The sequence below is a fragment of the Priestia taiwanensis genome (assembly GCF_014638355.1).
Lineage (GTDB): Bacteria > Bacillota > Bacilli > Bacillales > Bacillaceae_G > Priestia_D > Priestia_D taiwanensis.
The window spans coordinates 894,361-919,946 of record NZ_BMFK01000001.1 but is presented as its reverse complement, the minus strand read 5'-3'; the positions used below and the strand labels follow the sequence as shown (position 1 = coordinate 919,946).

26 protein-coding genes and 3 pseudogenes are annotated in these 25,586 nt (G+C 34.1%); 25 read left to right on the top strand and 4 right to left on the bottom strand.

Features of this window, described 5'->3' with window-relative positions; genetic code table 11:
• Window positions 1–376: 376 nt before the first annotated feature.
• The 5 genes from IEV41_RS04905 (at window position 377) to IEV41_RS04885 (ending at window position 4,749) form a co-directional block, all read left to right on the top strand.
• Entirely contained in the window at window positions 377–607 is a 231-nt protein-coding gene (locus IEV41_RS04905) for a hypothetical protein (RefSeq protein ID WP_229722145.1), read from the top strand.
• Between the two features lie 280 nt (window positions 608–887).
• Window positions 888–1,232: an ammonia permease gene (locus IEV41_RS19960; protein WP_229722144.1), complete on the top strand. Its 345-nt coding sequence runs from the start codon at window positions 888–890 to the stop codon at window positions 1,230–1,232.
• Window positions 1,233–1,569: 337 nt separating this feature from the next.
• On the top strand, window positions 1,570–2,562 hold the full coding sequence (locus IEV41_RS04895) for a zinc-dependent alcohol dehydrogenase family protein (protein WP_188388679.1): 993 nt from the start codon (window positions 1,570–1,572) through the stop codon (window positions 2,560–2,562).
• A 257-nt stretch (window positions 2,563–2,819) separates the two neighbouring features.
• Window positions 2,820–4,439, top strand: coding sequence for a family 14 glycosylhydrolase (locus IEV41_RS04890; RefSeq protein WP_373284198.1), 1,620 nt, complete (start codon window positions 2,820–2,822; stop codon window positions 4,437–4,439).
• Window positions 4,440–4,569: 130 nt separating this feature from the next.
• Window positions 4,570–4,749 carry a DUF3970 family protein gene (locus tag IEV41_RS04885; RefSeq protein WP_188387305.1) on the top strand — a complete coding sequence of 60 codons (180 nt, stop codon included), beginning with the start codon at window positions 4,570–4,572 and terminating at the stop codon, window positions 4,747–4,749.
• Between the two features lie 113 nt (window positions 4,750–4,862).
• Here the strand turns inward: IEV41_RS04885 and IEV41_RS04880 are convergent, their stop codons facing one another.
• Window positions 4,863–5,264, bottom strand: a complete 402-nt coding sequence (locus IEV41_RS04880; protein WP_188387304.1) for an endonuclease domain-containing protein — start codon at window positions 5,262–5,264, stop codon at window positions 4,863–4,865.
• A gap of 178 nt (window positions 5,265–5,442) precedes the next feature.
• On the opposite strand from IEV41_RS04880, the gene IEV41_RS04875 reads away from it, so the two are divergent.
• The 9 genes and pseudogenes from IEV41_RS04875 to IEV41_RS04835 all read left to right on the top strand — a co-directional run bounded on the left by IEV41_RS04875 (window position 5,443) and on the right by IEV41_RS04835 (window position 13,695).
• Window positions 5,443–5,895, top strand: coding sequence for a hypothetical protein (locus tag IEV41_RS04875; protein ID WP_188387303.1), 453 nt, complete (start codon window positions 5,443–5,445; stop codon window positions 5,893–5,895).
• Entirely contained in the window at window positions 5,896–6,522 is a 627-nt protein-coding gene (locus tag IEV41_RS04870) for a TetR/AcrR family transcriptional regulator (protein WP_188387302.1), read from the top strand.
• A 95-nt stretch (window positions 6,523–6,617) separates the two neighbouring features.
• The gene (locus IEV41_RS04865) at window positions 6,618–7,148 is read left to right on the top strand and encodes a GNAT family N-acetyltransferase (protein WP_188387301.1); all 531 of its coding nucleotides are present in this window, start codon (window positions 6,618–6,620) and stop codon (window positions 7,146–7,148) included.
• A 76-nt stretch (window positions 7,149–7,224) separates the two neighbouring features.
• Window positions 7,225–7,602 (top strand): annotated as a pseudogene (locus IEV41_RS04860) (GNAT family N-acetyltransferase); the annotation flags it as partial.
• A gap of 639 nt (window positions 7,603–8,241) precedes the next feature.
• Window positions 8,242–8,727: an arylamine N-acetyltransferase gene (locus IEV41_RS04855; protein WP_308420334.1), complete on the top strand. Its 486-nt coding sequence runs from the start codon at window positions 8,242–8,244 to the stop codon at window positions 8,725–8,727.
• A 442-nt stretch (window positions 8,728–9,169) separates the two neighbouring features.
• Window positions 9,170–11,035 carry a S8 family peptidase gene (locus tag IEV41_RS04850; protein ID WP_188387300.1) on the top strand — a complete coding sequence of 622 codons (1,866 nt, stop codon included), beginning with the start codon at window positions 9,170–9,172 and terminating at the stop codon, window positions 11,033–11,035.
• 162 nt (window positions 11,036–11,197) lie between these two features.
• Complete coding sequence (locus IEV41_RS04845) at window positions 11,198–11,770, top strand: histidine phosphatase family protein (protein ID WP_188388678.1); 573 nt, start codon at window positions 11,198–11,200, stop codon at window positions 11,768–11,770.
• 564 nt (window positions 11,771–12,334) lie between these two features.
• Window positions 12,335–13,162 carry an AraC family transcriptional regulator gene (locus IEV41_RS04840; RefSeq protein WP_188387299.1) on the top strand — a complete coding sequence of 276 codons (828 nt, stop codon included), beginning with the start codon at window positions 12,335–12,337 and terminating at the stop codon, window positions 13,160–13,162.
• A 293-nt stretch (window positions 13,163–13,455) separates the two neighbouring features.
• On the top strand, window positions 13,456–13,695 hold the full coding sequence (locus IEV41_RS04835) for a cupin domain-containing protein (protein WP_188387298.1): 240 nt from the start codon (window positions 13,456–13,458) through the stop codon (window positions 13,693–13,695).
• 975 nt (window positions 13,696–14,670) lie between these two features.
• Here IEV41_RS04835 and IEV41_RS04830 read toward each other — a convergent pair.
• A complete protein-coding gene (locus IEV41_RS04830; RefSeq protein ID WP_188387297.1) occupies window positions 14,671–15,798 on the bottom strand; it encodes an NAD(P)-dependent alcohol dehydrogenase in 1,128 nt (375 codons plus the stop codon).
• 378 nt (window positions 15,799–16,176) lie between these two features.
• On the opposite strand from IEV41_RS04830, the gene IEV41_RS04825 reads away from it, so the two are divergent.
• Window positions 16,177–17,316: a LuxR C-terminal-related transcriptional regulator gene (locus tag IEV41_RS04825; RefSeq protein ID WP_188387296.1), complete on the top strand. Its 1,140-nt coding sequence runs from the start codon at window positions 16,177–16,179 to the stop codon at window positions 17,314–17,316.
• A 46-nt stretch (window positions 17,317–17,362) separates the two neighbouring features.
• On the opposite strand, the pseudogene IEV41_RS04820 reads toward IEV41_RS04825, so the two are convergent.
• Window positions 17,363–17,464 (bottom strand): annotated as a pseudogene (locus IEV41_RS04820) (winged helix-turn-helix transcriptional regulator); the annotation flags it as partial.
• Between the two features lie 233 nt (window positions 17,465–17,697).
• Between IEV41_RS04820 and IEV41_RS04815 the strand changes: the two are divergent.
• From IEV41_RS04815 to IEV41_RS04800, 6 genes and pseudogenes are all read left to right on the top strand, one after another.
• Window positions 17,698–17,847 (top strand): hypothetical protein, encoded by a 150-nt coding sequence (locus tag IEV41_RS04815; protein WP_188387295.1) that lies wholly within the window; start codon window positions 17,698–17,700, stop codon window positions 17,845–17,847.
• Window positions 17,848–17,987: 140 nt separating this feature from the next.
• Window positions 17,988–18,122 (top strand): annotated as a pseudogene (locus IEV41_RS19955) (GNAT family N-acetyltransferase); the annotation flags it as partial.
• A gap of 123 nt (window positions 18,123–18,245) precedes the next feature.
• Complete coding sequence (locus IEV41_RS20245; protein WP_308420325.1) at window positions 18,246–18,455, top strand: winged helix-turn-helix domain-containing protein; 210 nt, start codon at window positions 18,246–18,248, stop codon at window positions 18,453–18,455.
• Between the two features lie 162 nt (window positions 18,456–18,617).
• Window positions 18,618–19,157 (top strand): restriction endonuclease, encoded by a 540-nt coding sequence (locus IEV41_RS20240; RefSeq protein ID WP_308420324.1) that lies wholly within the window; start codon window positions 18,618–18,620, stop codon window positions 19,155–19,157.
• 408 nt (window positions 19,158–19,565) lie between these two features.
• On the top strand, window positions 19,566–21,527 hold the full coding sequence (locus tag IEV41_RS04805) for a hypothetical protein (protein WP_188387294.1): 1,962 nt from the start codon (window positions 19,566–19,568) through the stop codon (window positions 21,525–21,527).
• Window positions 21,528–21,545: 18 nt separating this feature from the next.
• Entirely contained in the window at window positions 21,546–21,947 is a 402-nt protein-coding gene (locus tag IEV41_RS04800) for a UCP033725 family protein (RefSeq protein WP_188387293.1), read from the top strand.
• A 468-nt stretch (window positions 21,948–22,415) separates the two neighbouring features.
• On the opposite strand, the gene IEV41_RS04795 is transcribed toward IEV41_RS04800, so the two are convergent.
• Window positions 22,416–23,327 (bottom strand): DNA glycosylase, encoded by a 912-nt coding sequence (locus tag IEV41_RS04795; protein WP_188387292.1) that lies wholly within the window; start codon window positions 23,325–23,327, stop codon window positions 22,416–22,418.
• A gap of 195 nt (window positions 23,328–23,522) precedes the next feature.
• Between IEV41_RS04795 and IEV41_RS04790 the strand changes: the two genes are divergently transcribed.
• From IEV41_RS04790 to IEV41_RS04775, 4 genes are all read left to right on the top strand, one after another.
• Window positions 23,523–24,143 carry a bifunctional transcriptional activator/DNA repair enzyme AdaA gene (locus IEV41_RS04790; RefSeq protein WP_188387291.1) on the top strand — a complete coding sequence of 207 codons (621 nt, stop codon included), beginning with the start codon at window positions 23,523–23,525 and terminating at the stop codon, window positions 24,141–24,143.
• A 1-nt stretch (window position 24,144) separates the two neighbouring features.
• Entirely contained in the window at window positions 24,145–24,657 is a 513-nt protein-coding gene (gene adaB, locus IEV41_RS04785) for a methylated-DNA--[protein]-cysteine S-methyltransferase (RefSeq protein WP_188387290.1), read from the top strand.
• Between the two features lie 257 nt (window positions 24,658–24,914).
• Entirely contained in the window at window positions 24,915–25,262 is a 348-nt protein-coding gene (locus IEV41_RS04780; RefSeq protein ID WP_188387289.1) for a DMT family transporter, read from the top strand.
• Window positions 25,259–25,573: a DMT family transporter gene (locus IEV41_RS04775; RefSeq protein WP_188387288.1), complete on the top strand. Its 315-nt coding sequence runs from the start codon at window positions 25,259–25,261 to the stop codon at window positions 25,571–25,573. The genes IEV41_RS04780 and IEV41_RS04775 overlap by 4 nt, the downstream gene beginning before the upstream one ends.
• Window positions 25,574–25,586 lie beyond the last annotated feature (13 nt).

Below are 25,586 nucleotides of genomic sequence, written 5' to 3'. Positions count from 1 at the left end.
CTTCTAAGGCGGAAATAATACTTAACTACTGTATGAATAACTAAAAGGCTTAAAATATTTGGTTTCATTTCTACTTCGTTACAATAATCGTAGTCTTACATTATCGATAATATAAGTATTAATTTAATTGATAAAATAATTAATAGATAGCGGAGAACGGAACGTAGTGGAGTGGAGGCGTAAGGGTTTAGGTTTTTATTTTGGTTATACATTAAAGGAGGACGTAAGATATCCTAAGCGCACATGAAAACGTCATATCCATTGCCGCTCTAAGTATTGACATGCTTTTTAGTATTATTTTCGAAAAAGGATTGCTAATGGTCGAATGTCCTTGGAGAATACGTAAAGGGAAAGAAATTATATTAGGTGAAACGGATTGTATTTCCGAACAAAAAAATTCTCACATGCAAATGTAAAAGAACTACTTATTTCAAAGAAGATAGTAGATATCTCTTTTTATGAACAATTAATATTTATTATCAAGTTGGAAGACAGTCTAACCTTTGAATTATTTCACGCAAGTAGTTACTTTGAAGGCTGGACGTTACAAGGAAACGATGGGTTTGATGTATGTACATTGCCTGGAGGAGAAGTCTCTATGTTTTGATTAAATAAAGGACAATACATATTCGTCAGATGAAATATGTATTGTCCTTTATTGATTGAGATTTTTTTATGTTATACTATGTATTTTATATATACATGAATGCTAAACGTGAATCTTTGTTCAAAAATACATGTGTAAATAAGAGGGAAATAGGCTTTGATTTTGATGTTTTTTGTGTTCTAAGGAATTTATTATGATATGCTAGTAATTAAGTATAGAAAAAAATTGATAAATTAGTTTGTAAAATTAAATTATTTTATCATAAAAGGAGTGTTTACATATGGCATTGCTTTGGGTCTTTTTCATGCCAATACTTGTAGCATGTGGAACGATTGGAGGAATCGTCTTAATAATAGAAGGAATTAAACACCGAAAAATTTTTGCTGGTGTAATGGGGTTAATTTGCTTTTTATTTATTGCTATGCCTTTTATAGGTTGGGCAGTGGGAATTGATCTTGAGCAGGACCTTCTAATTTCAACTGTTACATACTGGAGTATTTTTTCTTTCGTTGCTTTATTAGCATGTTTGAGTGGAATACGTAATCAAATTAAGAGCATTAGAAATATAGGATTTTTAATTTGTTTGGCAGGGATATTGGGAGTAGTTTTTTATCAATCGATGTAACCATTTTTTATTTACTGTACATATTATAAAAATTAGTATGGTAATTTAGTTTTTAAGAAATAAAAAGTGCATGGCCAGTTTAAGATAAGCACTTTTTATTAACAAGTTCCATTAACTTAATAATTTGATTGTTTTCCAAAATGAAAAAATGAGAGAAATAACTGTAGAGATATAAATTTTTCATTTTGAAAATATCTCAATAGCTTAGATTGGGCTAATGCTAGCCTATAAAGAAAACCCTTTTGAAATAACTCTATTTCAAAAGGGTTTTCTAGCTTATTATCTAGTATAAAATCATTATAGTGTAATGATTTTAGTAATTAAGGAGGGATCTATGTTGCATAGTAAATATATTACATTTCATGGTTTCGGTAGCCCTAAAGATGTGTTAAAAGTTGAATACAAAAATATAGAGCTTCCAAAAGACAAAGAGGTTCTAGTTCGAATGCTAGCACGACCTATGAATCCATCTGACTTAATTCCAATAAGGGGAGCATATGCACATAGAATTCCGTTGCCTAATATACCTGGTTATGAAGGCGTTGGCATTGTCGAAAGTGTAGGGCCTCTCGTTTCCAAAAGTTTCATTGGTAAACGTGTTTTACCTTTACGTGGGGAGGGTACGTGGCAAGAATTTGTTAAGACATCAGTAGACTTCCTTGTTCCTATACCTGCTTCTATTGATGATTTGACAGCTTCACAAATGTATATCAATCCAGTTACAGCGTGGGTGACTTGTACGGAAGTTTTAAAACTAAAATCTAATGATGTTTTATTAGTAAATGCTTGTGGTTCTTCTATCGGACATCTTTTTGCTCAATTATCGCAGATTTTAGGTTTTCGATTAATTGCAGTTACAAGAAATAATACATATACAGAGGAGTTACTTCATCTTGGTGCTTCTTATGTAATAGATACTTCTACTATTCCACTCTATGAGTCAGTGATGGAACTTACAAACGGAATAGGTGCAGATGCTGCTATTGATTCTATTGGGGGCTTAGATGGAAATGAATTGGCTTTTTGTTTGCGTCCTAATGGGAATTTTTTAAGCATAGGTCTTCTATCGGGAATACAAGTAAATTGGACAGATATTGTAAATAAAGTAGGAGTAAATGCTAATATGTTTCATTTACGAAATTGGAATAATAATGTTTCAATAGATACATGGCACAAAACTTTTAAGCACATAATTAATTTGATTGAGGATAAGAAGTTACATTTAATGAGCGTGAATTCTATGTATGACCTAATCGATGTAATAAAAGCTGTTGATGTGGTTGAATCTGTCAATAAAACAAAAGGAAAAGTATTTTTAACAAGCTATTGAGTTAATGTTTTTTAACTTATGGAGACAAGTCCAATATGTAAACTATACATACAATAGAGAAGGCGAAAAGTCTGATTTTTTATAAATATAAAAAATCAGACTTTTTTCTTAGTGCAAGCGGTTGCATTAAATGATAAAATGAAAGCGGATACACTAGTGTCTATTATTAAGTGAAGGGAGAAGATGGGCTACATATTCGTATGAACAAGTCTTACTCTATAAAAAGGAGAATGTGTATGAAAAGAAAAAGTAACTTTATGAATGTTGCAATCTTATCTATTCTTATTTTGTTAGCTAGTACGTTATTTCCAACTCACAGCTATGCGGCCGTAAACGGTCAATCAATGAATTCTAATTACAAGTCATATTTAATGGCACCTTTAAAGAAGATACCAGAAGTGACAACGTGGGAAACATTTGAAAATGATTTGCGATGGGCAAAGCAAAATGGCTTCTCGGCTATTACAGTTGATTTTTGGTGGGGGGATATGGAGAAAAATGGCGATCAACAATTTGATTTCTCTTACGCACAGCGCTTTGCGCAATCTGTACGTAATGCTGGGATGAAAATGATTCCGATTCTTTCAACACATCAATGTGGTGGAAACGTTGGAGATGATTGTAATACACCAATTCCGTCTTGGATATGGAATCATGCATCTGATGACCGACTATACTTTAAGTCAGAAACAGGTACAATTAATAAAGAAACATTAAATCCAGTAGCTTCTGATGTAATCCGAAAGCAATACGGAGAGCTATACGAGGCATTTGCAAATGCAATGCTTCCTTATAAAGATGTCATCGCAAAAGTATACTTATCAGGTGGGCCGGCTGGTGAAATTCGTTATCCATCTTATACGAATGCCGATGCATCTGGTTATCCATCACGTGGTAAATTCCAAAGTTACACAGAATTTGCGAAAACAAAATTCCGAACATGGGCAGTACAAAAATATGGCTCACTAGCTGGAATTAATGCAGCATGGGGCACAAATCTTACATCATTATCACAAGTACTTCCGCCATCTGATGGAAATCAATTTCTAGCAAATGGATACAAAACAGCATATGGTGTGGACTTCTTAAAATGGTATCAAGGTGTACTAGAAGATCATACGAAACTATTAGGTGAGTTGGCACATACAGCGTTTGACGATACGCTTCAAGTACCAATTGGAGCAAAAATAGCAGGAGTACATTGGCAATATAATAACCCTAACTTGCCACACAGCGCAGAGAAACCAGCAGGATACAATGATTATAATAGATTACTAGACGCATTTAAAACTGCTAACTTAGATTTGACATTTACATGTCTAGAAATGGAAGATAAGGGAACATATCCAGAATATTCAATGCCCAAAACACTTGTAAAGACGATTGCACAGCTTGCGAATGAAAAAGGTATTGTTTTAAATGGAGAAAATGGATTAAGTATTGGAAATGAAGCAGAGTATAAACGAGTTGCGGAGATGGCGTTCAATTATAATTTTGCAGGATTTACATTACTTCGCTATCAAGATGTGCTATACAACAATGCGTTAATGAGTAAATATAAGGATATTTTAGGTATTACTCCTGTTGCGCAGACGGTTGTTGTTAAGAACGCCCCAACAACAACTGGTGACACAGTGTATATTGTCGGAGATCGACCAGAACTAGGTCAATGGGACACAACACTCTATCCAATTAAACTAACATATAACGCTACGCATAAAGACTGGAGAGGAACTGTTTACTTCCCAGCAGAGCGAAATGTGCAGTTTAAAGCATTCATTAAACGTTCAGACGGAACAATTAAATCATGGCAGCCAAATCAACAATATTTAACACCAGTTCCATCGACATCAACAACGTATACGAATTGGTGGTAAGAGTTTGGATGATTTCTTCTTGAGTGGAAAAGGATGTATTTGTTATAATGAGACTTCATTATGAAAGTTCTATTAGGATAATAAATGAATTTTTGTGAAATCCAATTAATTTAGAAGGATAAATAGTATCATGATTAAAATGCGCTTAAGTGGAACAGAAGAAGAAATCTTACAATATATTAATCTCTTGCAAAAACAACAAGATGTCATTGTTCATTACGTGCGTGAACCGCAAAGAGGGAACAATCCAAAGTATAGCTCATCAAAAGAAGTGCTGAGTTATATTAATATTGAATTGAAAAAGAAGTAAGATAAAAGCCAATTCCTCTCTATATAATGAGGGGGATTGGCTTTTTATTTTAAAGTGATAAAACTATATATGAATGATTGACTCATATGAATATTTCTTAATTAATGTAGTACTTAGCTTCTTTCATGAATTGTTTTCTCAATTTTATGTAATACTCCTGGTAAATCGTTATGTATTTTTGACCCTGTAAAGCGTAACACAGTCCATCCCTGACTTCTTAAATAATGATTTTTTTTGCTGTCATGTGCTTTTTGTTCTGGCGTTGAATGATACGCTTTCCCATCACACTCTATCGCAAGCCAATCGTACAATGTGAGATCAATTCTATAAGGTCCACAGTATGTTTGGGAGCGAACCGGATATCCTTGCTGCTCTAAACTTTGGTATAATCTTGTCTCTATATAGGAGTTTCCTTTTAACCTTTCCAAAGCCTCTCCATTATCGTACTTTCCATACATGGTGTATACAATTAATATAACCGCTATCAATCCGAAAAAGACAATATAGTTAAGCATGATGTATGTTCACCCTTTTCTTCATATTTTCTATAGTATGTAGCATATTTTTACCATTTAATCCCTTTGAGGCGAATTACACTTATTTGATTGACCGATCAAATTCTCTATGTTAAAATTTGATTAATTAATCAAATAAGTGATTGTATAACTAAAAAATGAGGAGGAGCTTTAATTAATGAATGAAAAAGTAAAGAAATCAAAAGAATGGCAAGGATTTGTCCCACTTGGAGCATTGTTTGTCGCAGCTGCAACAAGTATGTTCGCATGGTTCCGATACAACAAGTTAGTGGAAGGGCAAGGGATTGAATGGTATAACTGGATTTCTTTTATTCTTCTTGCTGGGGTTATTGGATGTAGCGTTATTGCTTTACTACTATCTGCTACAAAACATAGTGAACAGGCAGTATCTTATTTTCAATTAAGTATTAGTCTCATTCCGATCTATTTCTTCTACAATTTAGTGAAACTATTATTAAATCTTGTTTTTAACTTTCAAAGCGAAAAAGTTTCTATTTTCTTAGATCGTGTCTATACTAGCCCAATCGACAAGACAATTCTTTCTGTTCTTGGTATTATTATCATAGTGAGTATTATTAAGAAGATACTAAAAGCAAGTAAGGTGAATTAAATGACAGAAGAACAGACGAAAGCAAGTGGAAAACAGTCTTTCATCGCAGAAGCAAGACGCGAACAAATTATGAATGCAGCAATCCAAACTTTAAATGAAATCGGTTATGTAAAAGCAAGTTTAGCTCAAATTGCAAAGCGTGCTGGAATAAGCACAGGGCTTATTTCGTATCATTTCTCGGACAAAAGTGATTTGATGAATCATCTATTAATGAACTTAGTTGAAAAGTCTGCAACGTATATTTTAGAACGTGTTCATAGGACAGAGACAGCAACAGCTAAGTTGAGCGCTTTTATTGATGCAAGCTTAGCTTATCAAGGTACACAACCGATGCACTTCACAGCATTAGTAGAAATTGTCTTTAATGCACGAACACCAGATAATACACCGTACTATAAGTTAGAGGATGAATTAGAGGAAGATATTTTACTTTGCGAGTTAATCCAAATTTTACGTACAGGTCAAGAACAAGGGGAATTCGGTACATTTAACGTATACGTTATGGCAAATTCGATTCAAGGAGCAATTGGTGAATACATGTCAAGTAGCTCCATTCGCGATAAAGTGGACTTAGAAGCATACAGTAAAGAATTAATTCAAACATTTGAGAAAGCAACGAAAGCATGACACTATGTCATGCTTTTTTCTTTGTATAAAGACTTGAGAATGTATGACAGAACGGTGCATAATAGATATAGATTGAAGAAAAGAGGCTTTGTATAATGGAACTAACAATTAGACAAGAACGAGAACAAGAGTATAAGCAAGTAGAAGAGATTGTAAGACTTGCTTTCCTAAATGAAGCATTTAGTGATAAGAAAGAACATCAATTAGTCGCTAGGTTAAGAAAATCAGACGCATTCATCCCAGAGTTATCATTAGTAGCGATACATAACGATGAAGTGATTGGTCATGTCTTACTAACAACAATTACGATTGTCCACGATGAGAAAGCAGTACAATCATTAGCATTAGCTCCCGTTTCTGTTGAGCCTACGTACCAAGGAAAAGGAATTGGGAGCAAGTTAATTGTAGCTGCTTTAGAAAAAGCAAAAGAACTTAGTTACCAATCTGTCGTTGTCTTGGGGCATCAAGATTACTATCCAAAGTTCGGATTTAAAAAAGCAAGCTTATGGAAAATTAAAGCACCGTTTGAAGTGCCAGATGAAGTATTCATGGCATTAGAATTAAATGAACATACGCTTGATGCTGTACAAGGAGTTGTACATTATTCAAAAGCATTCTTTGAATAATATAAAGAGAAGCATGGTGAAAACCGTGCTTTTTCTATAGTCGAATAAATAATTATGAAGAAAGGATCAATAAAAGATGAGGCTAGAGAGTAAAAGGATTTATTTAAGACTTCCTTGTGAATCAGATGCACGAATCATGTTAGAAAGTACACTAGACAAAGAAATAAATTATATGACTGGAACGAAATCGACATTTACATTGGAGCAAATTCAATCTCATATAAAGAGGATAACGAATGATCCTAATCGCCATGACTTTGCAATTTGTTTACAAGGTACGGACGAAATAATCGGAGAACTAGCGATTGTTGATATAAATGAAGAGGACAAAAAAGCAGGATTTAGAATAGCGATGAATTCCATTGGATTAACGGGAAAAGGATACGGAACGGAAGCTATTAAACTAGTTCTACGCTTTGTTTTTGAACAACTGAAATTAAATCGCTTACAATTAGGTTACCCTAGTATTGAATTGCTAATTAAGTTAAGTGACATATTTGATATTTCTCTTGATGAATTAGTAAAGGAGGATAACTCTTTGAAAGAGAAACTTATAAAAGATAGTCGAAAATTATCCTATCCAAAATGGAAATTATTTTTTGATATTCTTCTAATGATTGGATTTTTAATCATACTAGCTAAGATATTCATTATTATAGGTAATAAGTTATTTGATTTAAATATTGTGTTCTTACAAGATTCTCTGTTACTTCAAGTTGGACCGTTTTTTATGACTATCATTGCAGCAATTGGTAGCGAATCTCTAGCCAAAAAATACAAATAATTATTTTGGATTTTTTAAAACGCCCCCCAAAACGTCAGTTTGGAGGGCGTTTTAATTAGGGACATACAATAACATGTTACTTATCTTGGGGTTTGTGTAGCAATGGAACCAAATAACACAATAAGTATTAACGGACATTAACATATCTGTTTTCAGATAAGCATTTACCTATCGTGAAATTGATTCATTTATAGTTATTAAAAAGTACAATTAAGGGAGGGAAATACTTGTACTTCATTGCAACATTCTACCTGCCATTCTGGAACCGTGTAAGGGGAATTTTTATCTTTTTGGAACTGAACCGGCAAAATATATGTAAGAGATGGAATATGGGCTCTTGAAAATGCTCATTTATTTATAATCGTACCACTTAATAATAAAGAATACTTGGTGGATGTAGATATGGGAGGTAATTCACCTCGACTTCCTGTTCCACTAAGCGGAGATGAAATTGTTGATAGTGATGGAATATACCGCGTGAAGAAGGATGACGACAAATCGTTTTACTATTTACAAAAGAAGACCGATGATGAGTGGGAAACTCTATATCGATTTGAAAAACCCTCTCATCAATGGGATTTGGAGAACATTCATCCAATCTGTATTCTAACTGAAACATCTCCTGAATCAATGTTTAACAAAATGTATTTCCTTTCAAGAGTGACGGAAAATGGGCGTATCACCCTGTTAGGAGATACGTTGATTATCGTCAACGGCAAAGAGAAAACAAAAGAAAAAATCGAAAAACACAAGATTGAGGAAGTTGCTCATCGTTATTTTCAAATTAAGGTTTAACCAACATTCCGCACCAGTTGTTCGAAAGTTTGGTGAGAGTAAAAATAAAATTATCACATATGAAGAAATAAATTTATCGGTAAGTAGTGAATTATCCCACCCCGTGTTCAGATAAAAACACTGAATTTTTTTATTAAAATAGGTGAGAACGCTCCTTGCATAAGTGATGCGAAGGAGTGTTCCTACCTATTTTTTGATATAACTACTAAATAACCTAACGATATTTCCTATGATTAGCAATAAATTATTCATACTTCTGAAATACTATTATCATGCGAGATTTCGAAAAAATATGCAATACTGCATAAATAGATAGTTTAAAGTTGAATTAGACTATACTTTATCTAGTATAAGAATTTCCTACATCGTTTTTAAAGGGGCTCATGGTAGGAAAAAATTATATATTAATTTATTCATATACTAGAAAGTAGAGGGCTAATTAATGAAACGGTTTAAAAGAATACTTGTTGCTACAACTATACTCACAGCTGTTATAGGCTTAGGAACTACGACAACTATTGTGAGTGCCGCTCCAAGTGATGCAATCGAACAGAAAAAAGAATCTAATCTAGAAAAAGGGAATGCTAAACAATTAATTGTAAAGTTCAAGAATGAGGTAGATCTACCTTATGAAGACGGTCTTGAACAGCAAATAGAATCTGAGAAAAACGACTCTACATTAGAGGCAGTTTTTTCTGAATTTCCTGATTTAACATTGACCCGTTTGTTTACATCGGTAAATCCTAAAGAGATTCAAAAACTAACTGAAAATGGGAAAAAACATGACAATCATTCATCTTCAAATCTATTAAACTACTATGTTGTTCAAATTCCTAAGGGCGAACAAGCAGAAACATTACTAGAGAAATTAAAAAAATCTCCTTTGATAGAAGATGTATATATTAAAGATTTGAAAGAACTAGCACCACCTGAAATAAAAGTACCTAATCTTTCACTTAAACCATTGGATGACCCTAGGTTTAAAGACCAAGGGTACCTTAAAGCAGCACCATATGGTATTAATGCGCCTTTTGCGTGGAGTATTAAGGGTGGAGATGGAAAAGGTACAACATTTGTAGATATGGAATACGGATGGCTATTGAATCATGAGGATTTAGTAAATCAGAAAGTTGAACTTATGTCTGGTCAGAATATAAACCAGCATGTTGGTCATGGAACATCAGTACTAGGAATTGTTTCGGCGGAAGATAACGAAAAGGGGAATATCGGTATTGCACCAAAAGCTAAGGTAAAAGTAATATCTCAAATCAGGGATAATGGTGATTATAATACAGCTGATGCGATATTAAGTGCTGTAAATAATCTAAATGCTGGGGATGTATTATTACTAGAGGCTCAAGCGGCTTATGAGGGATATGGTGATAACTATTTACCTGTTGAAGTACACCCCGATGTATTCGATGCAATTCGTACTGGGACTGATAAAGGAATTATTATTATAGAGGCAGGCGGAAATGGAGGAAATGATTTAGATCAATTTAGAGATAGAAATGGAAAACAAGTTTTGAATCGTAATAGCAAAGATTTTAAGGATTCAGGTGCGATAATAGTAGGAGCTGGTTCATCAGATGTCCCCCACGAACGTTTATGGTTTTCAAATTATGGAAGCCGTATTGATGTATATGGATGGGGAGAAAACGTAGATACAACTTCAGCCACGGAAAATAGTAGTGCTATAAACTTATATACTTCTAGTTTTAGCGGAACGTCTAGTGCTTCGCCTATTATTGCTGGTGCAGCTATTTCAATACAGGGTATTGCTAAAGAAAATCTAGGTAAGTACTATACACCAAGCCAATTAAGAAAGATTTTAAGTAATACTGGAACAGGTACAAAATCTAAAAATCCATTTGTCGACAAAATTGGTGTTTTACCAGATTTAAAAGCAATATTAGTAAATTTAGGATTTGAATCAAAGGTTTCAGATTCAGAGAGCCCAGAAATCTCACAGGTAACTGAACAAGAACCAAATAATCAACCTAAAGAGGCAAATACGTTAGAATTTAATAAAATGATAAAAGGTACCCTTAACGATGGTGATAATACAGATGTATATACCTTTAATGTTAATTCAACGCAAAAAATTAACATTTTTACATTAAATGAAAAGCAAACCGGAATGACATGGGTGCTTCATCATGAATCCAATTTACAAGATTACGTTGCATATGGACAAAATAATGGTAACGTCATTAAAGGAACATACGAGGCAAAACCAGGGAAATATTATCTATATGTCTATAAATATGATAATAAAAATGGTTCTTATTCATTGAGTGTAAATTAGATCTGATACACAAGATAAATTAAGAAAGAAGGACTCACATAGGGGTTCCTCTTTTTTGGCGTACATCATTCTTATAATCATAGTCTTAAATACTACTGTCTAACCAAGAATATATGCTAACATCAGGGAGTAATTGTGAAAAAAGGAAAAATGGAGGGGGTTATGAAAACTTTCATATATATGGTGAGACACGGGGATTCACCTAAATTTGGAAAAGAAGAGACAAGAGGATTAACTGAAAAAGGAAAATTAGACGTTCAACGAATAACAGATGTATTACGAGGTGAGGGAATTGACGTTGTTATTTCAAGTCCGTACAATCGTTCAATTCTAACTGTTCAGCAGTTAGCGAAGCAAATAGGACAAGAAGTTTTAGTATTTGAAGACTTAAAAGAGAGAATTTTTATTGCTGAAGAGGAACGAATGTCGGATGAAGAATTATTCCCTTTGATAAAAAAGTCATTCTTAGACCCCGACTTTGCTTTAACGGGAGGAGAGTCTAATGTTGATTGTCAGAAACGTGCTATAAAAGTCTTAAAAGAATTATTAAACACCTATCAAGGACAGAAAGTAGTATTAGGCACTCATGGAGCTGTAATGACTTTGATGATGGGGTATTATGACAGTAAGTATGAATTGAATTTTTTACTACAGACATCAAAACCAGATATATATAGAATGGAATTCAATGGACAGGAATTGGTGGAGATTAAAAGATTGTGGGAGATTTCATAGATTGACCTTACTTATCCATAGCTTCTCTCAATGATGTGTATTATAAGCAATAGGGTTACTAAGGTAACTCTTTTTCTTATGGTACTGACGGTGGATTGAGTTCAACAATCTAATATAAAAAGACATGAAAGTAGGAACTTATTTTATAGTGTAATATGTTGAATTATCTATGGTGAAAGTTTATTTAGTATCCATTTTCACATACATACAGACAACAACCAAGTGGGTACTTTTTAAAACTAGCTGCAAACACAATGAAATTTTAACTACTATACGTTGAATTTTTAGGAGCTGGTTTCAATTTTAATATCTAACTCTTATATCTGAGCTATTGAAATAAAAAGGGATTAGATAAGTTTTTGTAGAATATATAAAGGTTAAATTTCTGACTTTCAATAAAGCTGCTTAACAGTAGACTAAATAAATGAAAAACAATATATTTATAGGTTAGTAACCAGATTTTGTTAAGTCGTATGTACTATTTTTAGTTTAGCGTTGCCCAGAAAGTACACCAATTAATCTCGCGAATTACAAGGAAACTATTATTGAAATGAGGCGTGCATTGTGAAGTTGGACGTGAATGAGTTAGCAGAGTATCTTGCCAATACTCCTTTCCGAGTAGAAGGAGTATATCGTTATGCTAAAAATCCAGGTGTGCCTTGTGCTGAGTCTACAGATTCTTTCCCAGGATTTGTATTTCCGCTTACAGGGAAGACGCAATTTCAATTTAATGGTACGCCGTATACCCTTTCCCCAGGAAAAGTTATACATGGGGGTGCAAAAATGACATTAGCCCATAAAATGCTTGGTGAAATAAACTGGGAATATATTCTTGTTTTATATCGGATAAGCAATTCAGAACGAGAAAACTCTGGCTTTACTCATCAGCATTTTGAATTATTAACAGGACAATCTCCTCGTCTTGTCGAATTACTTATGCGTCTTTGGGATGTGTATAATCAGCGTGGAGGCATTTCGATGTTTCAGACCGAAATGCTGTTTCGCGAAGTGTTGAATGAAGCTTTATTAAGTGTTGTCAATAGAGAAAACAACTATAATTCGCATACTTTATTCGAACGAATATCTAGTTACGTTCATAAATACTATTATAAAGATATTACAATACATACGCTTACAGAACAAAATAATGTTAATCGAAATCGTCTTTCTTACGTGTTTAGAAAGCATGCAGGTATGGGGCCAGCAGAATATTTATTGAACTATCGTATAAAGATGGCTCAAAAAATGTTATGTACAAGTGGTGTGCCTGTACAACAAATTGCGCAGGCTGTTGGAATCGCAGACCCTTTTTATTTTAGTAGAGTTTTCAAGAAGCGAGTTGGCATTTCGCCTACTAAATATCGCGAGAAGTTCATCAATAATCCATACTAATATCAACAGGGGTCCATTCTTATTTGAAAATCACTGTTCTATACTTATGGAGAGTTAAAGGAAACATTGGATTGAAAGAACTTTCATTGAAATCACTCCTTTGTACTATCTGAATGAAAAGTTCTCGCCTGAGCATTTTCATTTTAAGCGTAATGACGACTTTCCCACTTAGATTACTGTAATATAGTGGAAGTTAAAAATGAGGAGGGATTATTATCCATTACCAACCTATTAAACTAAATGACGAGTTATCTAAAATTAACGATTATTGGTATCCACGAGTGATTGGTGAAATGAATGATGATCAAATTCAGCTTTTTAAAGCTGATGGAGATTTTATATGGCATGAGCATCCTAATACGGATAAGCTATTTATCGTGCTTGAAGGGGAGCTGTTCATCGATTTTCGTGATGGACAGGTGAAAATTTCTAAGGGCGAGATGTTTATTGTCCCGAGAGGCGTTGAGAATAAACCTTTCACTGAAAAGGAATCCCACATCATGTTGGTAGGGCCTAAAAGGGAAATGGATTGATAATTGTATCTAATGTTTCGTTAGCAGATAAGAAAGTGTAGATACAATTGAGAAGTTAGGATTTAAATGCTCTATTATGGAATAAAGCATGCATCCTTAATTGATACCCTATTATAGAAATATTATGCAGTAACCTCTTCCTTATTAATTCGCCCGTATCCCTATTCTAATATCTAAAATAAAAACACATCACTATTAAATAGTGATGTGTTTTTATTTTAGAAAGAATCGTTATACGTAACTGTACCTTTTAATTAACAGATTTGCTATTAAAAATCATGGTAAAGATGTACGTAGACATATATAACTAAAGTAATTCCTTTATAAAAAAGTATCCACTTTCTTGACTAAAAAGTATCCAGAGGTGTAACGTCTTTAACGAGAATTAACCGTTTTTCATTTAATTGCGTTAGCAAAATGTTAACATCTGATTTAAATACTGCTTCATACATCACATGTGTTGTGTACATTTCATATACTGTTCATATCAAATTGCAGAATTAATTATTAACATTCTTGGCAGGTTACCGAAAAATTATACATCCATAGAATGCAACAATATGCCCTAACGAGACCTTAAGTTTGATCGATAACAAAGGATAAAATAGATATTTCTAATGCCACTGCAAATTGATAAGAAGGCCAACAGTGTAAAAAGAGTTCTTTGTTTAACAGACACAGATCTGAATTTAATTGATAACTCAGATTTAGGAAAAGGTCCATTTGGAAATATTCAATTGAAACCACCTTTTACCTTTGCTTTTGGCAGAATAGATTATGGAACATTTACCTAAACATTCATTATTTTATACAAAAAAACATAACTAGAAAAGGCTTGGTTATTTATCACTGACACCTTTTCTAGCTACGCATTGTGAGAATGCTTAGTGGCACAATTTAAGCAATTATTTCATTTCCATTATCATGGGGCATGGCCACTGGCACATTATTATAAAATCAAATGTTCAAACCGAATTATCTTGATTCTAAAGGTTTATAAGTCTCGTCCATTATTAGAATAGGCTTGATCACTTCTCCACTAATTGAATCTTTAGCAGCTTGGTTAATATCTTTGAAATTATAAAATTTCACCAGTTCGTCAAATGGGAAGCGTCCTTCTTTATAGAACTTCACTAATTGAGGAATAGACAATTGTGGGATTCCATCACCCATAAGCACACCAATAATACTCTTATTTACCAGGATTAAATCAGTCGTAGGGTTAAGTTCAATACTTTTACCTGATATTGCAACTGGGGCCATAACCCCTCCAGTTGCTAATACAGTTAATGCTGTATTCATGACAGGGGGTACACCTGTTGTATCAACAGAATATTTAACGCCTATTCCGTTTGTTATTTCTTTTATTTTTTCGATAGGATCTTCATTTTTACTATTTATGATATGTGTTGCTCCGAGATTTTTAGCTACTTCTAAACGGCTATCATGAATATCTACAGCAATAATAGTAGAACAACCTTCAATTTTGGCCGCCATCATAGCTGCTAATCCTACTGCACCTGTACCAAAAACAGCAATAGATGAACCTGATTCAGGCTTCAAACCATTAACAACCGTTCCACTACCCGTTAAGAAACCACAACCTAATGGTCCAATGAGACGTAAATCAACATCTTGATCGACTTTTATTAAGTTACTTTCATGAACTAATGAATGAGTAGTAAAGGATGAGTGGCCATATAAGTTATTAACTGGGGTACCATCTTCTTTATGGAATGTATAACTTCCATCTTCTCTAACACCTATACCGTTTAATTTCCCCCAATCATCACATGCAGCTGGACGCCCAGTGCGGCAATTTGGGCAACTTCCACAATAAGCATAAGACAGAACAACCTGATCTCCAGGTTTGAATCCTTTCACAACATTCCCGACCTTTTCAATAATACCAGAACCTTCATGACCAAGTACATTTGGAAAAGGGACTGTTCCGCCACCGTTTTTGAGTGTCTCATCAGACATACACATACCTGATGCGACCATTTTTACTAATACTTCATCTGGTTGCATCTCTGCTAATACCAAGTCTTCTAATTGATAATCTTCCCCGATACTGTTTACAACTGCTGCTTTAATCTCCATTACACTTACCCCCTGAAAGTATTTTTAGAGATATTTAGATGATCAAAAACTAATGAATGAATCCATACTTACATACATATCAAGATTAAACTTAAATGTTTAAGAGAAATCTATAATCAATAAACATTGTATGTATTGAATGTGTAAAGGCCATTAGAAAATACATAAAAATTGAAGTGAATTTCGTTATAAAAATAACGGAAATTTTCTCAAGTAAAGATGCCAGTTATTCATTCAAGATTTCAAATAAATGTTCTCTAATTTGACACATTTCCATCTTACTACACTCAATTTGGAATACTATCCTATAAAATGCTGTATAATAACTCTGTATACACCCTTCATTTGTAGGGTTAATTGTTGCAAGGAGATAAAATTATGACTTATGTCTTTCATCCAAAAGAAGAAATTAAATTTCAAGAATTTGTATTGTTCCATAAAACACATTATAAGCAAATTGAAGTAAATATAAATATCTATCTCACTTTAGAACCTTCCATTCCCGAGTCAGTTCGGAAAAACACTGAAATGTTGTTGCAATCATTTTTAAGTCTACTAGTTAATTCAAATATAGAAGATATCGATGAGGATTATGCTAGCCACTTACAAAAGTGGTATCAATCTCAGTTATCAAATGTAAATCAGAAAAGTTATAACCTATTTCAATTGGTTTATCAGAAATCATTGATGGCACTGATGATTCAATTAAAGTATAAAAATAAGATTCCTATGTTAATATTTTTATTATCCGTTTTAACCTATATTTTACATATCAATAACGATTGGGTAAATGAAGATGTAACAAAGAACAACCAACATAAACTCCATGAAAGCAGTCAACTTAAAAGACTTCAATCCATGGAAAAATTGAACAAGCTTCTAATACGTTCTTCAGGAGTTCGAGATTTAGCCTATATATTAAAAAAATGTCAGGAGTATTTTAATTACAAGCGATGTATTTTTTACGCTTATGCCCCATGGTCGGATCAATTCTACGGTGTGATTGGAGAAGAACTTCTCAAGATACAGAGCATGAAAGGGCAGGTGACTGAGGAATATAAAATTTTCAACCGTGAGAAACCAATTTATTTGAAAAACCCTAAAAATTATGTGAAAGATGAAAATATAGAATTATTTAATCTGTCTTCCGTTGTCTTTATACCGATCACTTATCAAAATCAATTGTTTGGATGGGTTACTTTTGATCAGTTAGGAAAAGAATTTAATTGTTCGAAAGATGACCTTGAATTACTTGAACAAGTGGGGAAACATCTTGGATTATTTTTATCAAGAGAGGGTGCAGAAGTAGTAAAAACTTCGGACATTCACTTAACAGAAAGAGAATACAGTATTTTGGGTTTGCTAGCGGAAGGATACGATAATAAAAAAATCGGCGCATTATTGTTCATAAGTGAACATACGGTGAGAGAGTATGTGAGTAGATTAATGACCAAACTAAAAGCGAAGAATCGAACACAAGTTGTTGCCTTTGCTTTTCGATTAGGTCTATTAAATTAAATCTACCTTTACTTTCCTGGTGATTTGAAGTGAAAGTAAAGGAATGTAACAATGTTTCCGCTTTATCTGTGAGACTGTACTCGACTTTAGGGGGAACTTGAGGATACTCTTTTCGTTTCACCATACCATCTGCTTCCAATTCTTTAAGTTATGAACCTGTTAAAGGGATTTTATGAATACGATTCTACGATTAACTTACATAAAATCGGTTGTGTTCGTTTGTTTTGTACGCTCCACGTCTTCTGTCCCTAGCGTTGTGACGCTATTCCAAGTAGTAAAAAGTCTTCGCAACTAATGTAATAGGGTTTTACTTCAGTAAAATAAGGTGTATTATATTTGTTGAATAGATTCTCTTTAAAGACAAAAAAGTAGGTGAACAAAGTGGGAAAATATCAATTGGATTCCAAAAGTCAGATAGCTGTGACAAAGTTTCATGAAAAACAGATGCCTGCCAAATTTGATAAAAAGCAACAACTTGAAAAAGCGCGTGCAGAGTATTTGAAAAATAAGCAAAAACAAACAGATAAATAACACGTTATATTAATGAACTCAAAAGTCGATTCCTTAATACTGAAATCGGCTTTTTTCCTGACACTAGCCCTAATTAAAATCCCGTTTAGGGATAAATGTAAGACTATGACTCAAAATTACATGTATCTCGGCTGTACCCCATACGCGGTATTAAAGCATATAAAAAGGTTGGATTTGTAAAAGAAGGCGTCTTACGCCAATCTTTATATTATAAGGGTACATATTCAGATGAAATTATTATGGCGATGCTTAGAAGTGATTATAAAGGAGATTAAATATGTACTCTTTTCAGGCGCTATGGTAAATTATTGTCTTAGTAACGCTTTGTTTTGCACTAGATGACAAGGGCAATTACAATAAATAAAAGGAAGATTCTATAGGAAAAAGAGGAATGAATATTGGCTATTCCAAGTTATCAAATGATGATGCATCCACTATTACAGCAACTTAGTGATAATAATATTCACACACAAAAAGATTTGTTGACATTTATTATCTCTCATTTTAATTTAACCGAAGAAGAAATAAATGAAATGTTGCCAAGTGGAAGACAAACATACATAAAGAACCGCCTGGGGTGGGCTATTACATATATGAAAAAGGCATAGCTAATTTCTGCACCAAGTAGAGGGGTTGTTCAAATTAGCACTAGAGGGATAGAATTAATTTCTTCTAACATATCTTCCATAGATAAGCAGACGTTATTAAATTATACAGAATTCCGTACATTTGTACAAAAAGACGCAAGTGATAAATTAGTTAATGAACCAGTGAAACACCAAAATGATAACGAAACACCAGAAGAAAAAATTGAATCAACGTATGCGCAAATAAAACAAGAATTGGTAGATGAACTTATCTCTACTATTAAAGAATGTTCACCAGTCTTCTTTGAACGGTTAGTTGTAGAATTACTAGTGAAAATGGGTTACGGTGGTTCAATCGATGATGCTGGAGAGGCTGTTGGAAGAAGTGGTGATGGTGGAATTGATGGGATTATAAAGGAAGACCAATTAGGGCTTGATGCAATCTATTTACAAGCGAAACGCTGGGAAAACGTTGTAGGTCGCCCTGAAATTCAAAAGTTTGCAGGAGCATTACATGGATTCAGAGCAAGAAAGGGTGTCTTCATCACAACATCAAATTTTACGAAAGAAGCAAAAGAATACGTAAAGATAATTGACAGTAAAATTGTATTAATTGACGGGGAATACTTAGCGAAATTAATGATTGATTTTAATTTAGGTGTTTCCACAGTAAAAGTATTCGAAGTAAAACGTCTCGATCGTGATTACTTTGAAAATGATTAACGAGTAGCTAACTTCTAGCTACTCATTTTTTTATACATAATGTCGGACTACTAACTTGCCAGTTTAAGAGAAAACAAATGTATATTTACATGATATTTTCTTTTTTAGTTATCTTTAATAATACGGCTTATTTGCGTACAGATTGACGACTATATCTCCGCTATGTTAGTTTTAAAATGTAATAATATGTAAAATGGTGATATATCTATTCCTATTAAAAGGGATTTAATACATAGATGGCTAAACTAATTTTTACTTATACAAAAGTTAATAGATGTTTGTATCAAATCTGTTAATTAGGAAAAAGCACAATAAAAGATTACTAGTGATTGTTTGAAACAATGGCTATTTTAGTACAAGGAATAGATAGGTATCATTTCTTTTAACGAAACGGAGGAAGATATTCACATGGATGTGCGCTATAAGCATGGACCGTGGCAAGAGATGAAGGAAACGATAATAAGGCTAAAACGAGATTCAGAACGAACATTCCTTCAAATGGATGATCTATTAGGCAGTATCGAACGGAAAATTGACCGACTAGACTCTGATCGAAGTATTTCGTTTCATCATACGAGTAAGAAAACAACGATTAACCATCTATTTGATGACTATGATCAACTAGTAAACTATTGTCATCGTGTCGGAGAAACCGTATCAAGACACATCGACGAACCATTCTATCATAAAATGGACGAATTCGCAGGCAAGATGCGAGACCTCTCCATCCGCAATTACACCACAGAAAACCGTATTGGTTCCACAGAATACAAAGCAATGCCAACCGCTCATTCGTACGGAAGGCTAGAAACATCCAGCGTACAAAAAGACACCATCACCATCGATGATATTTTCAAAGACTCCGTCGCATTCGATGAAATACTCAACCTACAATATGAAGAAATGAAGAGAAACAACCCAGAAGCAAAGTTAGACTACAACGAATATCGGAAACTTATCCCATCTATGCGAGGGTTTGAATACGAGACAATGGAAGAAGAACAACAAGACTTAGAAATGTGGCGAGACCTCGCCATCGCAGCTGGGATTATCGTCGCAGCTGTTGTATGTCCACCAGTAGCCATCGCAGCGACTGCCGTATTCACAGGACTTGAAGTGAAAAGTGTTGTGACCGGAGAGGACTGGGGAACAGGCAGGAAGCTAAGTACCGGCGAACAAATAGAACGAGGAGCATTCAGTGTTCTTGGCGTTATTCCGGGTGTCAAAGGAGTGCGGCAAGCCTTCCGAGGGACAGATGATCTCATCTCTTTAACGAAGCAATCCATCGCCCAAAACCTAGCTAAGTTTAATCCAAATACCGGAAAAAATGTGGTACAATCATTAAAAGATAGCAACACATATTGGACCCATAAGCTCAGACTAGAAGGATTGAAAGCAACAGATAAATTAAATGATGTGAACTACGCCATCAAAGGCGCATTTGCCCGTTCCCTTGATAACATGAATAACCTAGCAGCGCAAAGTATAGACGTCGCATCAGGTGGCGCAGCAGCTTTAGGCCGAGGCGGATCAAACGTTGAAGATGTAGTCAAAGCAAGCCATCTAGAGAGCAAAGGAATTATTCAGAGTAAAATAGAGAAGATTGAAGGTACGAGTGAATTAAGAAAAGTTAATGAGGCGGAACAATTACCCAAACCTTTATTGTATCAGCTACCGAATGGTGTAGAGATAACCCCGAATTATAGTCGTGAACAATTGTCAGATTACGGAAAGGAAGGTTTTTCTTCTAAATTAGACAGCGTTTTAAATGAAGTAGACTTGTCTAGAGAAAGATTCTATGAATTACAGCAGAAGATGTATTTTGAATTGACGACAAAAGAAATAGAGATGGTTAAAAAGATACGTGACAGTGTTTCATCCCCAACTCGGGATATATTAATGCAAAAAGTAATCACTTTAGAAGGCGTGGAAGGATATCTTAAGGCAGAGAAACCTTATAACACTATTGGTGGATGTATCGCAAAAATGGAGGATGTTCAAGATATACATACTCCAGCAGATGTATTTAATTCTTTGCGTTTAGATTACAATGGAACACCTTATACATCTTCAAGTGATTATGCGGTAATTAGATTTAAAACTGATAGTATAGATGAATTTAAAATCCCATATGCTGAAAATTTCGGCGATAAGACTAATACAAAATTAGACATAACGCCACCACAATCAGGTCATGGTTTTACTGCATCAAAGACTGGTAAAGTTGTACCTGAATATGAAGCACCTAGAGGGAAATTTCTTGAGCCGAGAGATGGTGCAGAAATATATACGGTAATAAATGGGATAGAAAAATTAGTAGGAATATATATTAAAGATTTAAAGAGGTTTATACCTGTAATGGGAAAGTAAAAAAGGAGGGGTTAACGAATGATTAAACGTGGTCAATACGGAATATATCAAGGAAAAGAATATTCCCTAGGTTCAGAAGATGGAGAGTTTGTAAATTTAATATCAAGAGATTACATTGAGCTAAAGCATGGTTTTATACCTCATCCTTTGGATAATAAATTTTTATCAAAGAAAGTAAAAAAAGAAGATTTAGAGAAAGCATACTATATAACTCCATATGTAATTTATAAAGGAAGGGAATTTGGAATTGCTGCTGGAGATGGGAGCACGAGTTCTATTATTATTGGAACAACGTATAAGTCAGAGGCTGATGAACTTGGTATGAGAAACGTAAATAAATCAGAATATGAGTTGGAAGTAGAATTAAAAGATGTACAACTGATGGAAGAAAGAAAGCCAATATGGGGATTTTCTTTCTAACAAATGATACTATTAAAGCATTGGTATATCGCTGATGAGTGGTTTTAATTGCTGAATCATGAAGAGGATAGAAAACCGCTTATTGGAACATGTACAGGTAATTGATAAACAAAGTAAGGATGAATTGGACAAACAGAAAATATTACTTGAAAGAACTAAACTGTACCTCAATTGTTAGATATGAACTACAAATTGAGGTACAGTTTTTTATAGTTAAATATTTTCCAGGAACAAAAACTGAATTTTAGCCTGCGATTGTAACACTATGATGTCCATATGGCTTTTCACCGTATAATACTCTAGCAATTACATTGCCTTACAATTGTATAGCAATATTTTGATATTAAGCTCGCTGTACTTTAGTGTCGATACGAAGACGATTATTGCAATAGGGTAAAAACGTGACTTAGATAGGAAAGGTACATATCTAAGTCACGTTTTCTTCTCTTTGAATCTCTTCTAAATATTTCAGTAAAGCACACGCCATAAATAAAAGGTAGCGTATGATTCCCAGTTTTTCCATGGAATCGATAGTTCTAAGATTTCATCTTTCGTAGGCTTTCGGTTCATATTATGTACTATTTTTATTGAATTAATAAGACCCACATCATCGATTGGAAAGGCTGTCTGGAATCTAAGGCAGCGCATTAGCACATAATTGGCTGTCCAAGGACCGATTCCTCGTATTTTGATTAAGCTTTTTTCAGCATCTTTAAAGCTCATTTTCATTAATCTTCCCCTCGATAATTCTCCCCTGGCCATTAATTTGGCAATTCCAATGATATATTCACTCTTTTTTACCGTCATTTTAATATCTGCCAGGTCAGCAGGTGTTAACTCTGCAATTCGTTCGTACGATGGGAATACCCAATACTTTTTACCATTCCATTCGATAAAATCGCCAAACCTTTCTACAAATTGCCTCTTTAATGAGTATGCGAAGGCCAAGTTAATTTGTTGTCCTAAAACTCCCCAACATAAAGCTTCAAATAAGTCGGGGATACCGATAACTCGCAATCCATAGAACTTTTTGGCAGGCATTTTCAGTAGTGAATCTGCTTTTGCCATTTCATAAAACGGCGTTAAATCGTTATCAAGATCAAACCATTCATGAATATATGTTACAATTTCTTCTCGTTGCCACTTTTCAATAGGTCTAGAATTATTTAGGAATTGAACAACCATTTGTTTATTACTGATTACGCTTATTTGTACTAAGGACCGAATTCCCCCAAGGGTTATAACTTTTGTAATGATATCGCTCTCTATTTCATACATACATTCATTTTTTTCCCTTGATAGATAGCCTAGGTTTGCATTCATATCAAAACCTTCAGGTAATGTAATTACAATAACATCATTGACTTCATGCCATATCACTTTATCATTCTCCTCATCTTATGATCATAATACTATTTACCAAATAACGATAAGAAAATTCACGTTGATTGCAATTTTACTTTATCACATAATAACCTTTAATAATTTCAATATCTTGCTATTATATCTGTAGAACAATCTATTCTGAATGTATAAGGGCTATAATGTAAGAAGATTAGATGAGAGGTGAAGTAAATGCCGGGCAGTATCAATAATAGATATGAAGAGAGTCATAATCAAGAAATTTCAAATGATATAGGAATTATGACAGATGAAAAGTGGCAAGCAATTATAGATAATGATGCATCGTACAATGATCAATTTTTCTATGCTGTAAAAACCACAAGAATCTTCTGTAAACCGTCTTGTAAATCTCGCATTCCTAAAAAAGAAAATGTATGTATTTTTCAAAACGCAAACCAAGCTCTCCATGCAAATTTCCGACCGTGTAAACGTTGCAAGCCTACTAATGATAAATTACCTGATAGTGAGTGGATAGATCTTATCACTGAATATATAGATAAGAATTTTACAGAAAAATTAGATCTAGAAGTGTTAGCAAATATTGCTCACGGGAGTCCTTATCATTTGCACCGAACATTTAAAAGGGTTAAAAGTATCACGCCTGTTGAATATATCCAACAAGTTAGATTACATGCTGCTAAAGAGTATTTGGTTCAAACAAATAAAGCAATTGCGGATATTGCCACATGTGCAGGTATACCTAACACACCGTATTTTATTACGTTGTTCAAAAAGAAAACAGGATGTACACCTGCACAATTTCGTCAAATGAATAAAATGGGGGAAATGTAAAATGGAATCAAAGAATAAACAATCACTTTATTGGTCTTTGCTAAAGGTTAAGGATTTGAATTTTTATATTGCTGCAACATCTCGGGGACTTGTGTTTGTTGGTTCACAGAATAAACCATTCGAGGAATTGTCAGAATGGGCTAAGAAACACTTTACGAGAAGCCTTCTCGTTGAGGATGATGAAAAGCTTGAACCTTATGCGGTTGAAATCACCGAGTATTTAGAAGGAAAACGGACAACATTTACTGTTCCAATTGATTACAATGGAACAGCATTCCAACTTGCAGTTTGGAACGCACTTTGTGAAATTCCTTTCGGACAGACTAGATCTTATTCGGACATTGCAAGTTATATAAATAAACCAGCAGCTGCCCGAGCTGTAGGCGCAGCAATTGGAGCTAATCCAGTATTAATCGCTGTACCATGTCATCGTGTAGTAGGAAAGAATGGAGCATTAACCGGCTATCGTGGCGGATTAGAAATGAAGACATTGCTTTTGGATCTTGAAAAATAAGAATCACTTAGCAATAATTATCATTGACGTACAATTCTTAATAATGGATTATTTACACATTAACAGGCGTAATTGTGGAATCCTGCATCTATAAAATGAATTTTCTAACACTTTATATCTCGCAAATCGACATGGACTATAGTACATAAGCTTGTTTCTCGATACGCCTCAGAAGCTGACTGTTATTTGGAAAATCTACCACGAATGAGACACTAGCTCCAGTAGAAAATAGAAATAAGAAAGGAGCGTGTCATCATATGGCATGGGTGTTTCTGATTGTGGGAGGTATGTTTGAAATTGGTTGGGCATTTGGTTTGAAATTCTCTAACGGTTTTACAAATCTCCCTGTCTCCGTTATAACTGTCATATTAATGGTTTTAAGCTTTTGGTGTTTTTCAAAATCATTAAAGTTTTTGCCTGTTTCAACTGCGTATGCGGTATTTACGGGAATTGGTTCATTTGGAACAGCGGTTATTGGTATGATATTTTTAGGCGATTCTGTGAGCGTGTTAAAAGTCCTGTTGCTGATTATATTAATCATTTGTATTATTGGCTTGAAATTAGTATCAAATGAATCTCCACATGAAGAAGGTGAAATCCGGTGAGCTGGTTCTTTTTAGTGTTTGCTGGATTAATGGAAGTTGGCGGTGTCATTTTCCTGAAAGTATCCGATGGTTTCACGAATTTAAAAGGCACAATTGGATTCGTTTTTTTTATGGGATTGAGTTTTCTTTTTCTTTCTTTATCGCTACGAGAAATCCCTATTAGTGTCGGTTATGGTATATGGACTGGGATTGGATCAGCAGGAAGTGTTTTATTGGGCATGTTTGTTTTTAAAGAAACAAAAAATATGAAAAAGCTAGTACTAGTAGGAGGAATTATTCTTTGTATAGTCGGTCTCAAATTTGTATCGTAATAAATGACGAGTA

What these genes read in the sequence shown, in the direction of transcription:
- IEV41_RS04865 (WP_188387301.1), top strand. Translation starts at nt 6,618, where the DNA reads ATGGAACTAACAATTAGACAAGAACGAGAACAAGAGTATAAGCAAGTA.
- IEV41_RS04790 (WP_188387291.1), top strand. Translation starts at nt 23,523, where the DNA reads ATGCCGGGCAGTATCAATAATAGATATGAAGAGAGTCATAATCAAGAA.
- IEV41_RS04870 (WP_188387302.1), top strand. Translation starts at nt 5,896, where the DNA reads ATGACAGAAGAACAGACGAAAGCAAGTGGAAAACAGTCTTTCATCGCA.
- IEV41_RS04830 (WP_188387297.1), bottom strand. Translation starts at nt 15,798, where the DNA reads ATGGAGATTAAAGCAGCAGTTGTAAACAGTATCGGGGAAGATTATCAA.
- IEV41_RS04805 (WP_188387294.1), top strand. Translation starts at nt 19,566, where the DNA reads ATGGATGTGCGCTATAAGCATGGACCGTGGCAAGAGATGAAGGAAACG.
- IEV41_RS19960 (WP_229722144.1), top strand. Translation starts at nt 888, where the DNA reads ATGGCATTGCTTTGGGTCTTTTTCATGCCAATACTTGTAGCATGTGGA.
- IEV41_RS04880 (WP_188387304.1), bottom strand. Translation starts at nt 5,264, where the DNA reads ATGCTTAACTATATTGTCTTTTTCGGATTGATAGCGGTTATATTAATT.
- IEV41_RS04875 (WP_188387303.1), top strand. Translation starts at nt 5,443, where the DNA reads ATGAATGAAAAAGTAAAGAAATCAAAAGAATGGCAAGGATTTGTCCCA.
- IEV41_RS04885 (WP_188387305.1), top strand. Translation starts at nt 4,570, where the DNA reads ATGATTAAAATGCGCTTAAGTGGAACAGAAGAAGAAATCTTACAATAT.
- adaB (WP_188387290.1), top strand. Translation starts at nt 24,145, where the DNA reads ATGGAATCAAAGAATAAACAATCACTTTATTGGTCTTTGCTAAAGGTT.
- IEV41_RS04835 (WP_188387298.1), top strand. Translation starts at nt 13,456, where the DNA reads ATGAATGATGATCAAATTCAGCTTTTTAAAGCTGATGGAGATTTTATA.
- IEV41_RS04825 (WP_188387296.1), top strand. Translation starts at nt 16,177, where the DNA reads ATGACTTATGTCTTTCATCCAAAAGAAGAAATTAAATTTCAAGAATTT.
- IEV41_RS04800 (WP_188387293.1), top strand. Translation starts at nt 21,546, where the DNA reads ATGATTAAACGTGGTCAATACGGAATATATCAAGGAAAAGAATATTCC.
- IEV41_RS04890 (WP_373284198.1), top strand. Translation starts at nt 2,820, where the DNA reads ATGAATGTTGCAATCTTATCTATTCTTATTTTGTTAGCTAGTACGTTA.
- IEV41_RS04845 (WP_188388678.1), top strand. Translation starts at nt 11,198, where the DNA reads ATGAAAACTTTCATATATATGGTGAGACACGGGGATTCACCTAAATTT.
- IEV41_RS04850 (WP_188387300.1), top strand. Translation starts at nt 9,170, where the DNA reads ATGAAACGGTTTAAAAGAATACTTGTTGCTACAACTATACTCACAGCT.
- IEV41_RS04780 (WP_188387289.1), top strand. Translation starts at nt 24,915, where the DNA reads ATGGCATGGGTGTTTCTGATTGTGGGAGGTATGTTTGAAATTGGTTGG.